This is a genomic window from Actibacterium naphthalenivorans (assembly GCF_014196965.1).
GTDB classification, from domain to species: domain Bacteria; phylum Pseudomonadota; class Alphaproteobacteria; order Rhodobacterales; family Rhodobacteraceae; genus Actibacterium_A; species Actibacterium_A naphthalenivorans.
Window position 1 is genome coordinate 1,582,205 of record NZ_JACIEQ010000001.1, and the last position, 14,272, is coordinate 1,596,476.

At 66.1% G+C, this 14,272-nt stretch carries 10 protein-coding genes, 1 tRNA gene and 1 pseudogene; 3 read left to right on the forward strand and 9 right to left on the reverse strand.

Annotated features, from left to right (window positions below):
* Genes GGR17_RS07795 through dapF form a run of 3 tightly spaced genes read right to left on the reverse strand, consistent with a single transcriptional unit; the run spans position 1 to position 2,743 of the window.
* Positions 1–648, reverse strand: coding sequence for a glutathione S-transferase (locus GGR17_RS07795; protein ID WP_054540163.1), 648 nt, complete (start codon positions 646–648; stop codon positions 1–3).
* Complete coding sequence (gene mtaB, locus GGR17_RS07800; RefSeq protein WP_054540162.1) at positions 645–1,907, reverse strand: tRNA (N(6)-L-threonylcarbamoyladenosine(37)-C(2))-methylthiotransferase MtaB; 1,263 nt, start codon at positions 1,905–1,907, stop codon at positions 645–647. Before mtaB ends, GGR17_RS07795 begins: the two co-directional genes overlap by 4 nt.
* The gene (gene dapF, locus GGR17_RS07805) at positions 1,907–2,743 is read right to left on the reverse strand and encodes a diaminopimelate epimerase (protein WP_054540161.1); all 837 of its coding nucleotides are present in this window, start codon (positions 2,741–2,743) and stop codon (positions 1,907–1,909) included. The genes mtaB and dapF overlap by 1 nt, the downstream gene beginning before the upstream one ends.
* A gap of 108 nt (positions 2,744–2,851) precedes the next feature.
* On the opposite strand from dapF, the gene GGR17_RS07810 reads away from it, so the two are divergent.
* Positions 2,852–2,927, forward strand: a tRNA-Lys gene (locus GGR17_RS07810).
* Positions 2,928–3,014: 87 nt separating this feature from the next.
* Here GGR17_RS07810 and GGR17_RS07815 read toward each other — a convergent pair.
* From GGR17_RS07815 to cysG, 6 genes and pseudogenes are all read right to left on the reverse strand, one after another.
* Positions 3,015–3,833, reverse strand: coding sequence for a ferredoxin--NADP reductase (locus GGR17_RS07815; protein WP_037204688.1), 819 nt, complete (start codon positions 3,831–3,833; stop codon positions 3,015–3,017).
* 19 nt (positions 3,834–3,852) lie between these two features.
* The gene (locus GGR17_RS20330; protein WP_173585984.1) at positions 3,853–4,278 is read right to left on the reverse strand and encodes a DUF934 domain-containing protein; all 426 of its coding nucleotides are present in this window, start codon (positions 4,276–4,278) and stop codon (positions 3,853–3,855) included.
* Positions 4,279–4,287: 9 nt separating this feature from the next.
* Positions 4,288–5,034, reverse strand: a pseudogene (locus GGR17_RS20335) (phosphoadenylyl-sulfate reductase); the annotation flags it as partial.
* Positions 5,024–6,700, reverse strand: coding sequence for a nitrite/sulfite reductase (locus tag GGR17_RS07825; protein WP_054540160.1), 1,677 nt, complete (start codon positions 6,698–6,700; stop codon positions 5,024–5,026). The gene GGR17_RS07825 and the pseudogene GGR17_RS20335, both read right to left, overlap by 11 nt.
* Positions 6,693–7,001, reverse strand: a complete 309-nt coding sequence (locus tag GGR17_RS07830; RefSeq protein WP_037204683.1) for a DUF2849 domain-containing protein — start codon at positions 6,999–7,001, stop codon at positions 6,693–6,695. Before GGR17_RS07830 ends, GGR17_RS07825 begins: the two co-directional genes overlap by 8 nt.
* Positions 6,998–8,392, reverse strand: coding sequence for a siroheme synthase CysG (gene cysG / locus GGR17_RS07835; RefSeq protein WP_054540159.1), 1,395 nt, complete (start codon positions 8,390–8,392; stop codon positions 6,998–7,000). The genes GGR17_RS07830 and cysG overlap by 4 nt, the downstream gene beginning before the upstream one ends.
* A 336-nt stretch (positions 8,393–8,728) precedes the next feature.
* On the opposite strand from cysG, the gene GGR17_RS07840 reads away from it, so the two are divergent.
* A complete protein-coding gene (locus tag GGR17_RS07840) occupies positions 8,729–10,519 on the forward strand; it encodes an autotransporter assembly complex protein TamA (RefSeq protein WP_054540501.1) in 1,791 nt (596 codons plus the stop codon).
* On the forward strand, positions 10,519–14,268 hold the full coding sequence (locus GGR17_RS07845) for a translocation/assembly module TamB domain-containing protein (RefSeq protein ID WP_054540158.1): 3,750 nt from the start codon (positions 10,519–10,521) through the stop codon (positions 14,266–14,268). The genes GGR17_RS07840 and GGR17_RS07845 overlap by 1 nt, the downstream gene beginning before the upstream one ends.
* The last annotated feature ends 4 nt before the right edge of the window (positions 14,269–14,272 follow it).

A 14,272-nucleotide genomic window follows, 5' to 3' on the forward strand; every position in this document is an offset into this window, starting at 1 on the left:
TCAGAAAGATGAAGAGGGCGGGGGAAAGAGCGTGGCGGACTCGCCGGGGTGCCATTGCGGGTATTTCGTCATGATCGCCGTGAACCTGCCGGAGGCCAGAAAAGCCGCGAGCCAGCGCGCGAGGCAGGGCCAGGGCTGTGCGTTGAACCATGGTTTGTCAACCATGGCGAACTGGCGGACGAAGGTGAGTGTTGCCATGTCGGCCAGAGTCGGGCGTGGACCGAGCAGCCATGGGTTTTGGGCGAGTCTCTTGTCGAAATCCAGCAGGATCAGAGCCGCGTCTTCACGTTGCTGTGCCGGGTCGGTCTCTGTGTGGCGGGAGGCGTATTTGTAGCGGTCGAGGGCGGATTTGAAGGGGCCGTCGATCTGGGTGATGAGGGCGTGGCCTTCGCCGGGCATATCGAGCCAGCCTTCGGGATCGTTGCGCGAGAGCGCCCAGAGCATGATCTCCAGGCTTTGCTCGACGGTGGCGTCCGCTGCCACCAGCACCGGCACCGTGCCTTTGGGCGAGGCGGCCAGCAGTTCCGCGGGTTTGTCACGCAGCACCACCTCGCGCAGCTCGCACGGGATGCCGGCACTGGCCAGCGCCAGCCGCGCGCGCATGGCATAGGGGCAGCGGCGGAAGGAATAGAGGATGGGCAGGGTCATGCGGTGAGCTGATGGCCGTGCTGTCCGGTGATCCGTGCGGTGACGATGCCGCCTTCGGTCTGGTCGGCGCCGAATGTGACCTCGGTGAACTGTTCGGTGCGGCCCATGCGGGGGTTTTCCATCAGGATATGGTGGGTCTGGCCAAGCTGCGCGGTCAGGTGCCGGGCCACCTGTGCCTCGCCCGCCGCGCGCAGGCGGGCGGCGCGGGATTTGATGGCCGTGCCGTGGACCTGGGGCATGCGTGCCGCGGGCGTGCCGGGGCGGGGAGAGTAGGGAAAGACATGCAGCCAGGTAAGGTCGCAGTCGTCCACCAGCTTCAGCGAATTGTCGAACATCGCCTCGGTCTCTGTCGGGAAGCCGGCGATGATATCGGCGCCGAAGGTCATATCGGGGCGCAGGCGTTTGGAATCTTCGCAGAACCGGATGGCATCGTCGCGCAGGTGGCGGCGTTTCATACGCTTCAGGATCATGTCGTCGCCGGCCTGCAGGCTGAGGTGAAGATGCGGCATCAGGCGTGGTTCGGTGGCGATGGCCTGCATCAGGTTATCATCCACCTCGATACTGTCGATCGAACTGATCCGCAGGCGCGGCAGGTCGGGCACCAGTTTCAGGATGCGCATGACCAGATCACCCAGCCGGGGCGCCGCAGGCAGGTCTGCGCCCCAGCTTGTCAGGTCGACGCCGGTCAGGACAACCTCGTTGTAGCCGCGATCCACCAGCCGCTTGATCTGATCCACCACCACGCCGGCGGGGACGGAGCGGGAGTTGCCCCGGCCAAAGGGGATGATGCAGAAGGTGCAGCGGTGGTCGCAGCCGTTCTGCACCTGCACATAGGCGCGGGATCGGGAACCGAACCCGTCGATCAGGTGGCCGGCGGTTTCGGTGACGGACATGATGTCATCGACCTGCACCTTTTCGGTATCGCCGATGAAATCGGGCCCCTTCATCGCCGCCCATATCTGCGGCTGCATCTTTTCGGTATTGCCGATGACAAGATCGACTTCGGCCATGTTCGAGAAGGTTTCAGGCTCTGTCTGTGCCGCGCAGCCGGTAACGATGAGCTTGGCGCCGGGGTTGTCGCGTCGCAGTTTGCGGATTTCCTGGCGCGCCTTGCGCACGGCCTCTGCCGTTACGGCGCAGGTGTTGACGATCACGGCGTTCTCCACGCCGGCGGCGGCGGAGAGTTCTTTCATCGCCTCGGTCTCATAGGCGTTCAGGCGACAGCCGAGGGTGGTGAACTTCGGGGCGGTGGGTGCCATCAGGCCGATCCCAGGAAGGCGGGCGTGAACCTGCCGGAAAAGACATGCGCGGTGGGTCCGGCCATCCAGACGCCATCATCGCGCCAGTCGATCGTGATGGTGCCGCCGTCAAGCTCGATCGTCACCTTGCGCCCGGTCAGCCCGCGACGCGCCGCCGCCACCGCCGTGGCGCAGGAGGAGGAGCCCGAGGCCAGCGTGACCCCGACACCACGCTCCCACACGCGCATGCGCAGGTGATCGGGGCCGATCAGGCTGGCGAATTGCACATTCGTGCGTTCGGGGAACAGCGGGTGATGTTCGATTTCCGCGCCGCGCGCCGCCAGATCGACCGTTTCGGCGTCATCGACGAAGAAGGTGCAATGCGGGTTGCCCATGCCGGTGGCCACGGGGGCACCTTCGATGGGCAGGGTCAGCGTGTCCATCGCGCGGGCCAGCGGCACCTCCTGCCAGCTCAGCAGCGGCGCGCCCATGTTCACGCGGGTCAGCCCGCCGCCCGCATCCTCGGCCGTCAGCCGCCCCCGTTCGGTGATCAGGGTCAGGGCGGGCTTGCCGGACTCGTCCATGATGTGGCGGGCGATGCAGCGCGTGGCGTTGCCGCAGGTGGCGGAAAGCGAGCCGTCGGAATTGAAGAAGGTCAGGCGCGCATCGGCATCCGGCGCCGCTTCGATGACGGCAAGCTGGTCGAATCCCACGCCGCGATGACGGTCGGCGATGGCGGTGACAAGCGCGGCGGGCAGCGGGGCAGAGCCTGCCCGCTGGTCGATGACCACGAAGTCATTGCCAAGCCCATGCATTTTCATGAAGGGCAGGCCTGGGGTGTTTTCCGCCTTGCGCATGGGGCGGCATATAGCGTGGGGTGCGAGGTGAATCCAGAGACCCGTGAAAAAAGCGCATTATGGGCCTTGACCGCCCCTGCGGCTTTTTCTAGGTAGCAGGCCTCGAGTGGGCCGTTAGCTCAGTTGGTAGAGCAACTGACTTTTAATCAGTGGGTCGCTGGTTCGAATCCAGCACGGCTCACCACTTGATCCCCGAAAGGGGCACGGAAAAAACCCCGCGCCATCACTGGTGCGGGGTTTTTCGTTGGGTCCGGTCGCTCGCCGTGCTGGCCTAGCCCACGAACGCCTTCTCGACGACATATTCCCTTGGCTCTGAATTCGCGCCCTCGCGCAGGCCGAAGGTTTCGAGGATGGCCATGATATCCTTGTTGAACTGCAGCGATCCGCAGACCATGCCCCTGTCGGTTTCGGGCGACATCGGCGGCAGGCCCAGATCGGCGAACACCTTGCCCGTGCGCAGGTTGTCGGTGATCCGGCCCATGAACGGGCTCTGCTCGCGGGTTGTGGTGGGATAGTAACGCAATTTGCCGGCGACGATCTCGCCGATCAGCGGATCGTCGGGCAGCCCCTCGACCAGCTCGCGGCCATAGTCCAGCTCTGCCAGATCCCGGCAGGTGTGCATCATGATGACCTCGTCATACCGCTCATAGGTGTCGGGGTCGCGCATCAGGCTGGCGAAGGGGGCGATGCCGGTGCCGGTGGCGAACAGCCACAGCCGCTTGCCCGGCAGCAGCGCGTCGAGCACCAGGGTGCCGACGGGCTTGGGGCGCAGGATGATCTGATCGCCGGGCCGGATATGCTGCAGCCGGCTGGTCAGGGGGCCGTCGGGCACCTTGATCGAGTAGAACTCCAGCTCTTCGTCCCAGGCGGGGCTGGCGATGGAATAGGCGCGCAGCAGGGGTTTGCCGGTGTCGCCCATCAGGCCGATCATGACGAACTCGCCCGAGCGGAAGCGCAGGCTGCGCGGCCGCGTGACGCGGAACGAAAACAGCCGGTCGGTCCAGTGACGCACCGAAGTCACGGTTTGCGCGTCGGGGAGGGTGGGCACCGCTTTCGCGCTGTCGGATTTTACGGGGCGAGTGTCATTCATCGTCTCTATCCTTGCCAAATCAGGCGGTGCCGCGCAGGCGGCTTTGGTAATCGTGGCTTTGCCAGCCGGCGCGGGCCTGCCATTGTTCCCAGGGTTGGCGCGCGGTCAGTTCGGGCGAAATCTCCACTTCGTCAAAGCCCGCGCGGCGGGCCATCGCATATTGATCGGCCAGCACATGGCCGCGGGCCCGAAGCCGCCCGTTGAACCCCATCAGCCGCAGGCGCCGGGCCAGGGTGAAGCCGCGCCCGTCGGCGAAAGACGGAAACTCGACCCGAATCAGCGCAATGCCCTGCAGCAGCCCCGCCAGGCTGGCGGGGTCGGTATCCGAGGGCAGATCGACAGCCAGCATGGGCGCATCGGCGGGTGCGCCGATCTGTTCGGCACTGACGAAGCCGTTGGTCCAGTCGTCCTTGCCGAATCCCTGATCGGTGACGAGCATATTCATTGGCTGTTCCTCCTCTTTCGGCAGCGGGCCACGCACGACCTTGCCGTTGATGAAGTGAATTCCGCATTCTTCCTTTTCGGCATCGCGCCAGCGCCCGGCGCGCGGGTCTTCGCCCGGTGCCACGCGCGACGTGCAGGGCGCGCAGCCGATCGAGGGATAGCCCCTTGCCACCAGCGGATGGCGGGGCAGACGGTTGTTGATCATGTAGTCCTGCACGTCCTGCGGCGCCCAATGCGCCAGCGGGTTGACCTTGATCCGGCGGTCGCCCTCATTTTCGAAGAAGTCCAGCGTGGCGCGGGTGGCGCCCTGAAACCGTTTGCGTCCGGTGATCCAGGCGTCGAAATCGGCCAGGGCGCGTTCCAGCGGCTCTGTTTTGCGCAGATCGCAGCAGGCGTCGGTGTCTGCCTGGTGCAGCAGCCCCTCCGGATCGCGCGCGGCCACGGCCTCGGGGCGGGCGCGGATCGTGCGCACGTCGGTCAGGCCGAGCGCGGTGGCGACCTCTGCCTGATAGCTCAGGGTTTCGGGGAACAGCATCTGGGTGTCGATGAACAGCACCGGCGCGCTGCGGTCGATGACCGAAAGCATGTGCAGCAGCACAACCGATTCGGCCCCGAAGGACGAGACCAGCGCGATGCGCCCCACATGCGGATCGGTCAGGGCGCGTTCCAGCACCGCCTGCGCCGCGTGGTTGCGGTAGCGCGCGTTCAGGCCTGCTACCCGGTCGGCGACCGGGTGGATCATGGGATCATGCGGCATGTTTCCGGCCCCTTTCGGCCTCGGGGTAGAGCGCGGCCTTGAACGGGCCCGGCCCCAGCCGGCGATAGGCGTCGAGGAAGGTTTCCTCCTGTCCGTCGCGCAGGTCGAGATAGGCCAGAAGCAGCCGTTCGATGGCCGGCACGATTTCGTCATAGGCAAAACCCGGCCCCGCGCGCTCGCCGATGGCGAAATCCTGGGTGCCATCGCCGCCCAGGGTGATCTGATAGTTTTCCACCCCGGCCCGGTCGAGGCCCAGAATGCCGATATGGCCGACGTGGTGATGGCCGCAGGCGTTGATGCAGCCGGAAATTTTGATCTTCAGCGGGCCGATATCATGCGCCAGCCGCAGCTCTTCGAACCGGGTGGCGATTTCCTGCGCCACGGGGATGGAGCGGGCGGTGGCCAGCGCGCAGTAATCCATGCCGGGGCAGGCGATGATGTCGGACACCAGCCCGATATTCGCCGTGGCAAGATCCGCCGCGATCAGCCGTGCGTGCAGGGCGGGCAGGTTCGCGCGATGCACATGCGGCAGGACGATGTTCTGCTCATGGCTGACGCGCAGCTCGTCATGGCCGAATTCCTCGGCCAGATCGGCCATCACGCGCATCTGTGCGGCCGTGGCATCGCCGGGGGTGGCACCCGGCTTTTTCAGCGAGATCGTGACGATGGCGTAATCAGGGTTGCGATGCCGCGCCAGATTGGTATCGGCCCAGGCACGGAACACGGGGTCGCCGGCATGGGCGCTGTCATAAGCAACTGTCGGTCCCACGCTGAAGGCAGGGGCCCGAAATGCGTCACTGATCTGGCTGAACAGGGCCTGATCCGCCCCGCCAAACGCGGTGCGGCGCAGCAGGAATTCCTCCTCGACCATGGCGCGCACAGTCTCGATGCCGTTTTCATGGACGGTGATCTTTATGCGCGCCTTGTATTTGTTGTCGCGCCGGCCCAGCAGGTTGTAGACGCTGACGATCGCCTCGAGATAGGGCAGCAGATCGGCCTTGGGCAGGAAGGGGCGGATGACCTTGCCCTCCATCGGGGTGCGGCCAAGGCCGCCGCCCACGATCACCTCGAACCCGGCTTCGCCATTTTCGTCTCTGATCATGCGCAGACCGATGTCATGCGCCTTGACCACGGCGCGGTCGTTCGGGCTTCCGGTGACGGCGATCTTGAACTTGCGCGGCAGGAACTGAAACTCGGGATGGTCGGTCGACCATTGCCGGATCAGCTCGGCCCAGGGGCGGGGGTCCTCGATCTCATCCGCCGCAGCGCCCGCGAAATGGTCGGACGTCACGTTTCGGATGGTGTTGCCGCTGGTCTGGATGGCGTGCATTTCCACATCGGCCAGCGCCGACAGCATATCCGGCACATCGGGCAGTTTCGGCCAGTTGTACTGAATGTTCTGGCGGGTGGTGAAATGGCCATAACCCTTGTCGCACCGCTCGGCGATATAGGCCAGTTGCCGCATCTGCCGGCTGTTGAGCGTGCCATAGGGAACCGCGACGCGCAGCATATAAGCGTGCAGTTGCAGATACAGGCCGTTCATCAGGCGTAGCGGGCGGAACTCCTCCTCGCTCAGCGAACCGTCGATGCGGCGCGCGACCTGAGCGCTGAACTGGGCGACACGTTCCCGCACGAAGGCTTCGTCGAAATCATTGTACTTATACATTGCCGATCTCCACCTGCTTGCCATGGGCATAGTTTGACGGGCCGCGAGTGCGGAAGGTTTCGCGGAAATGCACCGGCTCGGGGCCGTTCGGGCCCGCCTTGGCATCGGCCAGATAGGCACCAACAATGCGCGATTGCTGGCTTTCGGCGAAAATCAGGCGGATCTGAGCGTGCGCTTCATCCTCGATCAACTCGGCCTCGTGCATGTGGCGGGTCCAGCGGTCGTCTTCGGTCAGCCAGATGGTGTCGCCATCCAGCAGGTCATTCGCGGTCACGACCTTCGGGGTGAATTTACGGCTCATAGGGCCAACTCCTTGGGGTGTGCGGTGGCGGTTGCGGGTTGGGCTGCGCGCGGCGCCAGGCCGAGCAGCAGCACGGCGGGGCCGTCCACGCCGTCAAGGCTTGCCGGAAGATCGGCCAGCGTGACCGCCCGCAACCGGCTGTCGGGGCGCGAGGCGTTTTCGACCACGGTCACCGGCGTGGCGGGATCGGCGCCATGCATCAGCAATCGGCCCTGAACGAACCGGGCGCTGCGCTTGCCCATATAGATGGCGGCGACCTCGCCCGCGCGGGCTAGCGCGCGCCAGTCATGTTCGGCAAAGCCCGCCACGTCATGCCCGGTCAGCAGCCGGACGGAGGAATTGCGCTGGCGCTTGGTGAAGGACTGGCCGATCTGCGCCACGGCGGCGGAGGCGGCGGTGATGCCGGGCACGATCTGCCAGTCGATGCCGGCGGCGGTCAGGGCGTCAAGCTCTTCGTCCAGCCTGCCGAACACCGCTGGATCGCCGGATTTGAGCCGCACCACATGGGCCCCCACACGCGCATGTTCGATCATCAGCGCATTGATGTCATCCTGTTGCATCGCGGGGCCGAAACCGGTTTTGCCCGCCTCGATGATCGTTGCCTCGCGCCGGGCGAGTTCCAGGATCTCGGGCGTGACAAGCCGGTCGTGGATCACCACATCGGCCGCGTCCAGCGCCTTGCGCGCCTTCAGCGTCAGAAGGTCGGGGTCGCCGGGGCCGGCGCCCACCAGATCGACCCGGCCCACCGGCGTGGGGGCCGACATGTGGCGCGACAGAAGCGCGTTCAGCGCATCGGGCAAGGCCGCCTCGCCAGTCGCATTCAGCGCTTTCGGGCCGGAATAGTCATAATATTCCGCCCAGAACGCCCGCCGCACCCGGCCCGGTGCCAGACGTTCGGCCAACGGGCGAAACGCCTTTGCCGCGCGGGCCAGAATGCCGAGCGTCTGCGGCAGCCGCTCCTCCAGCCCGGCCTTGATCGAGCGCGCCAGAACCGGGGCCGCGCCTTCGGTGCCAATGGCGATCGTCACCGGATCACGATCGACGATGGCAGGGGTCAGAAAGCTGCTGCCATCGAGATTATCGACGATATTGGTCGGAACCCCGGCCTCGGCCCCCATCGCGGCGATCCGCGCATCCTGTGCGGCGTCTTCATCGGCCGCGTAAAGCAGCGCGGCATCCTTGAGGTCGGCGCGCGCGAGGCCGCGTTGCGCAAGGATCAGCCGCCCTGTATCGGCCCAGGCGGAAATCTCGGGCGCGGGTCGCGTGGCGAACACGGTAATCCGCGCTTCGGTCTTCAGCAGCAGGCGCAGCTTGGCAATCGCCGCCGCGCCGCCGCCGGACACAAGGATGCGTCGGTTCTGAACGGACAGGAAGATCGGAAAATATTTCACGTCGGCCAGGCTCCAGTTTGTCTGGGCTTAAAATAGGGGATTGTTCCAAATCGGCGCCATATGCGGGAAGAAATAAGGACTTGGTCGGGCCAGCCCTGCGCAAACCGGAACGGCATTCCGGGTTCTGGCGCGCAGATGGTCCGGTGTTTCCCGGTGCGCCACGCAGGAAAACCCCGAGCGATGGCAAATCCGCCACGCTGCCGGGGGTTGGGGCGAATCCGGGGCCGCTGCGAAACGATGTACGGCTTGTCGGGAACTGATTTTCACGCTTGGCATTCTCTCTCTACGGGCGCGATGATAGATGTGCGGTCAGGCTGGTTTCGGTGGGTGTTTTTGATGGGCAGAGGTTTTGGCAGATGCGCCGTGGCGATCGTCATCGCGGGCTGGGCTGGTATGGCCTCCGGCACCGAGGTGCGGCTGACCGTTTCCGGCGCCGGGCAGGGGCTGGAGGGGGATCTGCGTGCCGCCTCTCTCGTGGTGTCCACCGCCGAGGATGAAAAAGCCAACCCGCAGGATCTGCTTTCCGCGGCGCGCGCGGATTATGCCCGGCTGGTCGGCGTGCTCTACGGCGCGGGCTATTACAGCCCGGTTGTGCATATCATCGTGGATGGGGCCGAGGCCGCGGTGATCCCGCCCTATGGCGCCCCGGCGCGGATCGACACCATCGCGCTTTCGGTCACGACCGGCCCGCGCTTTGCCTTCTCTCGGGCCCGTCTGGCGCCGCTCGCGCCGGGAACCGAGCTGCCCGAAGCGTTTGCCGCGGGCAAGACGGCGGAAAGCGGCGTGATCGTCGATGCGGTTACCGCGGGCATCGACGGCTGGCGCGCGCAGGGGCATGCGAAGGCCGCGCCGGCCGGTCAATCGCTTGTGGCCGATCACGCCACAAACACGTTGGATGCCGATATCCGGCTGGCCCCGGGGCCGCGCCTGACCTTCGGCAGGCTGACGCTGAGCGGCACGACGCGGATGCGCGAAGAACGGGTGCGCGCCATCGCGGGCCTGCCCAGCGGCGAAACCTTCTCTCCCGACGCGCTGGAACGCAGCGCCACCCGCCTGCGGCGCAGCGGCGTTTTCCGCTCGGTCACGCTGAACGAGGCGGCGACGCCCGGCCCCGATGGCACGCTTGATATCGAAGCCGCGCTGGTGGACGACAAGAAGCGCCGGCTCGGGGTCGGGGCGGAACTGTCATCGCTCGAAGGGCTGCGGTTGTCGACGTTCTGGCTGCACCGGAACCTGATGCGCGGCGGCGAGCGGTTGCGCATTGACGCCGAAGCAGGCGGGATCGGCGGCGAGTCGGGTGGCACCGACTATCGGCTCGGGGCCAATATCACCCGCCCCGCGACCTTCGGCCCGGACACGAGCCTGAGCGTTTTCGGCAATCTGGAGGAACTGGATGAGCCCGAGTATTTCGAACACAAGTTCGAGTTTGGCTTCGGGCTGAGCCGGCAGATATCCGATGACCTGACGGTGGGCGCGGGCGTCACCTATCGCTACAGCGAAGTCGAGGACGCGCTCGGCGACCGCAGCTTCAACCATATCACCTTTCCGCTGTTCGCAACCCGCGACAAGCGCGATGACAGGCTGAACGCGAGCAACGGCACCTATGTGCATCTGGCCGCGACACCGTTCGTCGGCATTGATAACAGCACATCGGGCGCGCAGATCGTGGCGGATACGCGCGTCTATCGCGGGTTCGGCGCCGACGATCGCACGGTGCTTGCCGCGCGGGTGCAGCTCGGTTCGGTCGTGGGGGCATCCACCGGAGAAGTGCCGCCCGACATCCTGTTCTTTTCCGGCGGCGGCGGCACGGTTCGCGGCCAGCCGTATCAATCGCTCGGGGTCGATCTCCCGAGTGGCGACACGATCGGCGGGCGGGGCTTTCTGGGGCTGTCCACCGAATTGCGGGTTGGCGTCACCGAGAGCATCGGGGTGGTCGGGTTCGCCGATGCGGGCTATGTGGGCCCCGACAGCTGGCCGGGCGGAAGCGGCGACTGGCACACGGGCGCCGGGCTTGGCCTGCGCTATGACACCGGGATCGGCCCGATCCGGTTCGATATCGCGGCGCCGGTCAGCGGAAGCACCGGCGACGGGGTTCAGTTTTACATCGGTATTGGGCAGGCGTTCTGATGCGGCATTTCCTCACGATCCTGTTTGCCCTTTTTCTGCCGCTGGCCGCGCTGGCGCAGGACACGTCCGAAACCGATCGCGGGCTGTTGCAGGGCTTTATCGAAGACAACCTGTCTGATGCCGGGCGCGAGGTGCGGATATCCGGGTTTGAGGGCGCGCTTTCCTCGCGCGCCACGATCGACGAACTGACCATCGCCGATGACGATGGAATCTGGCTGACCCTGCGCGGTGTCGTGCTGGATTGGTCGCGGGCCGCGCTGCTGCGCGGCCGCCTTGAGGTGCGGGAGCTTTCGGCGGCCGAAATCCTGTTGCCACGCCTGCCCGGGGCGGGAACCGGGGCCAAGCCGCCGGAGACGGAGGCCACGCCGTTTCAGCTGCCCGACCTGCCTGTTTCTGTCCAGATCGGGTTGATCAGGGCCGAAAAGGTCAGCCTTGGCGCGGCGCTGCTCGGTGCGGCGGCGGACGTGTCACTTGAGGGGAGCATGGAGCTGGCCGGTGGCGCCGGCCAGGCCGCGCTGACCATCCTGCGCATCGACGGGACGGCGGGCCGCTTCGTGCTTGATGCGGCCTATTCCAATGAAACCGACGTGCTGAAGCTCGATCTGGATCTGTCGGAAGAGGAAGACGGCATTCTGAGCAACCTGATCGGCCTTCCGGGCACGCCTGCACTGGATCTCACGGTCGTGGGCGAGGCGCCGCTTTCCGACTATACCGCCGAAATCCTGCTCTCTTCGGACGGGCAGGAGCGGCTGAGTGGCCAGATCCGTCAAACCGCAGTGGCAAGCGCAGAGGGCGCACCGCCGGTGCGTCAGTTTTCAGGGGATGTGGGCGGCGATATAACGCCGCTGTTCGCACCCGATCTGCGCCCCTTCTTCGGCCCCTATGTCAGTCTCTCTTTCACCGGAATGCGGGAACCGGACGGTCGGCTTGAGCTGAGCAGTTTCAGCCTTTCGTCCTCCGCGATGGTGCTGGGGGGCAATCTGGTGATCGGCGCGGATGGCCTGCCCGAACGGTTCGGACTTGACGGGCTGATCGGGGCGGAAGGGCCGGTTCTGCTGCCGGTCTCGGGCCCGGAAACCTGGGTGGAGCAGGCCGAGATCGCGGCAAGCTTCGATGCCTCCGATGGCGATCAGTGGACGTTGAGCGCCGCCGTTGCGGGGCTGTTGCGCGACGGGCTGTCGATCGACGCCATCACCCTAGCGGGGGGCGGTACGATCAGCCGGGGCGATCTGCAAAGCGTGACCGCCGATCTGGACGCCACCGCCAGTGGCATCGCGCATGCGAATGCCGATCTCGCCCGCGCCCTCGGCGAAGACCTGACCGTCAGCGCATCGCTGGTATCGCAAGAGGGCGAGGCGCTCAGGCTGACCCGGCTGGACGTCGACGGCGCGGGGCTGCAGTTGGCGGCACAAGGGCAGATTGGCGGCGTCGAGGCCGGTTTCCCCGTCGATGGCAGTTTGCGCCTGATCAGTGACGATATTTCCCGGTTTTCGGGCTTGGCCGGACAAAACCTTTCAGGCGCGGCCGAAGTGACGGTGACGGGGCGCGCAACCGCCTTGAGCGGTGCGTTCGACGCGGATGTGATCGCCCGCACAACCGGGCTGGGCATCGGGATGGCACAGATCGACCCGCTGTTGGGCGGCGAAACCGTGCTCGAGGCGACGGCCCGGCGCGATGAAGACGGCACCACCCTGGACCGTTTCGTCATCACGAATGACGCGGTTTCCGCCACCGCGAAGGGCACCATCGACAGCAACGCGGCAAACCTCGATCTGCAGGCACGCCTGTCGGAGCTTTCGCTCGTCATGCCGGAACTTTCGGGGCCCGCGACACTGGACGCTGCGATACGCTGGGCGAAAGACGCGCCCGTCATCCTCGACCGGCTGGAGGCAGAGGCCATGGGCACGCAACTGAGCGGTGAGGGCACGCTGGATCTCGCGGATGAAACCCTGCCCGCCTCCGGTACGCTGCGGGTTTCGGCCGCCGATCTGGGGCGGTTCTCGGCCCTTGCGGGGCGGCCGCTGGGCGGGGCGCTCGAGGCCGTGATTTCCGGCGCAGGGGCGGTAAAAGGCAGCGATTTCGATGTGACGCTGGAGGCACAGGGGCAGAACCTTGCCGGCGGCATGGGCGATATCGACAAACTCTTCAGGGGGCAGACCACCCTCTCCGTCGCCGCGGCACAGGCCGACGGGCAATTGCGTATCGGCCACCTTCGGCTTCAATCCCCCGCGCTGACCGCGAATGTGGAAAGCGGCCAGAGCGACAGCCTGGAGTTCACGGCAAACCTGTCGGATCTGGCGCTTCTCGCCCCCGATTTTCCCGGACCCGCCTCGGTGACCGGCACTGCGCGGCCGGATGGGCGCGATTGGCTGGTTGACCTGAATGCCACCGGGCCGGGGGGCACGACCGGTACGATTTCCGGGCGGGTGGCGGAAAACGCCGAAACCGTGAACCTTGCGCTGGCGGGGGCGGCGCCGCTGGGGCTTGCGAATACATTCATCGCGCCACGGTCCCTGCTGGGAACGCTGCGCTATGACCTGCGGGTGGACGGAAAACCGGGGCTTCAGGCGCTTTCGGGCGTGATCTCCACCACCGACGCGCGCCTTGCCGCGCCGACGCTGGGGCTGGCGCTGAGCAATATCGGGGCCACGATCAACCTTTCGGGCGGGCGCGCCGTGATCGACGTGACCGCCCGCAGCGCTGATGGCGGAACGATGAGTGTAGCCGGGCCTGTCGGCCTGTCGGCGCCGAACGAGGCGGATCTGAGAATTGTCTTCAACAGGTTCGTGCTGCGCGATCCGGCACTGTATCAAACCAGCCTCAGCGGGCAGGTCGATATTCGCGGGCCGTTGCAGGGGGGCGGCACCATCCGCGGAACGCTCGAACTGGGCCATACCGAAGTGCAGGTGCCATCGACGGGCCTGTCGGTCACCGGCACGATCCCCGACAATCTGACCCATTTGAACGAAGCCGGTAACGTCCGGGCGACACGGGCGCGGGCCGGCCTTCTGGGCACCGGCGATGACGGTGATGGCAGCGGGGGCGGCGGGCTGGGGCTGGGGCTGGATATCCGGATCATCGCGGCGAACCAGATTTTCGTGCGCGGGCGCGGCCTGGACGCGGAACTGGGCGGGCAGTTGCGCCTGGTTGGCACAACGTCGAATGTTATTCCGATCGGGCGGTTCGATCTGGTGCGGGGGCGGCTGGATGTGCTGACCAAGCGTCTGACGCTGACCGATGGCCAGATCCGTCTGGAAGGCCGGTTCAGCCCCTATATCCGCCTCGTGGCCGAATCCCGGGCCGAGGATATCGACATTCAGGTGATCGTCGAAGGGCCGGTCGACGCGCCCGAGGTGCGTTTCGAATCCACCCCTGAATTGCCGCAAGACGAGGTTCTGGCACGGCTGCTGTTCGGCCGTGGCATCGCCACCCTGTCGCCTTTCCAGGCGGCGCAGCTTGCCGGCGCCGTCTCCACGCTGGCCGGGCGCGGCGGCGGTGGCCTTGTTTCACAATTGCGGCGGAATTTCGGGCTGGATGATCTCGATGTCAGCTCGGATGCCGAGGGCGCCACGTCGTTGCGCGCGGGCAAATACCTGTCGGAGAATATCTATACCGATGTCACGGTCGATTCCGCCGGCAAGAGCGAGATCAACCTCAATCTGGACGTCATCAACAACGTCACGGTCAAGGGCAGCGCCGATAGCCTGGGCGACACCAGCCTCGGGATTTTCTATGAGCGGGATTACTGAGCCG

What these genes read in the sequence shown, in the direction of transcription:
- GGR17_RS07795 (WP_054540163.1), bottom strand. Translation starts at nt 648, where the DNA reads ATGACCCTGCCCATCCTCTATTCCTTCCGCCGCTGCCCCTATGCCATG.
- mtaB (WP_054540162.1), bottom strand. Translation starts at nt 1,907, where the DNA reads ATGGCACCCACCGCCCCGAAGTTCACCACCCTCGGCTGTCGCCTGAAC.
- dapF (WP_054540161.1), bottom strand. Translation starts at nt 2,743, where the DNA reads ATGCGCAAGGCGGAAAACACCCCAGGCCTGCCCTTCATGAAAATGCAT.
- GGR17_RS07815 (WP_037204688.1), bottom strand. Translation starts at nt 3,833, where the DNA reads ATGAATGACACTCGCCCCGTAAAATCCGACAGCGCGAAAGCGGTGCCC.
- GGR17_RS20330 (WP_173585984.1), bottom strand. Translation starts at nt 4,278, where the DNA reads ATGAATATGCTCGTCACCGATCAGGGATTCGGCAAGGACGACTGGACC.
- GGR17_RS07825 (WP_054540160.1), bottom strand. Translation starts at nt 6,700, where the DNA reads ATGTATAAGTACAATGATTTCGACGAAGCCTTCGTGCGGGAACGTGTC.
- GGR17_RS07830 (WP_037204683.1), bottom strand. Translation starts at nt 7,001, where the DNA reads ATGAGCCGTAAATTCACCCCGAAGGTCGTGACCGCGAATGACCTGCTG.
- GGR17_RS07840 (WP_054540501.1), top strand. Translation starts at nt 8,729, where the DNA reads ATGGGCAGAGGTTTTGGCAGATGCGCCGTGGCGATCGTCATCGCGGGC.
- GGR17_RS07845 (WP_054540158.1), top strand. Translation starts at nt 10,519, where the DNA reads ATGCGGCATTTCCTCACGATCCTGTTTGCCCTTTTTCTGCCGCTGGCC.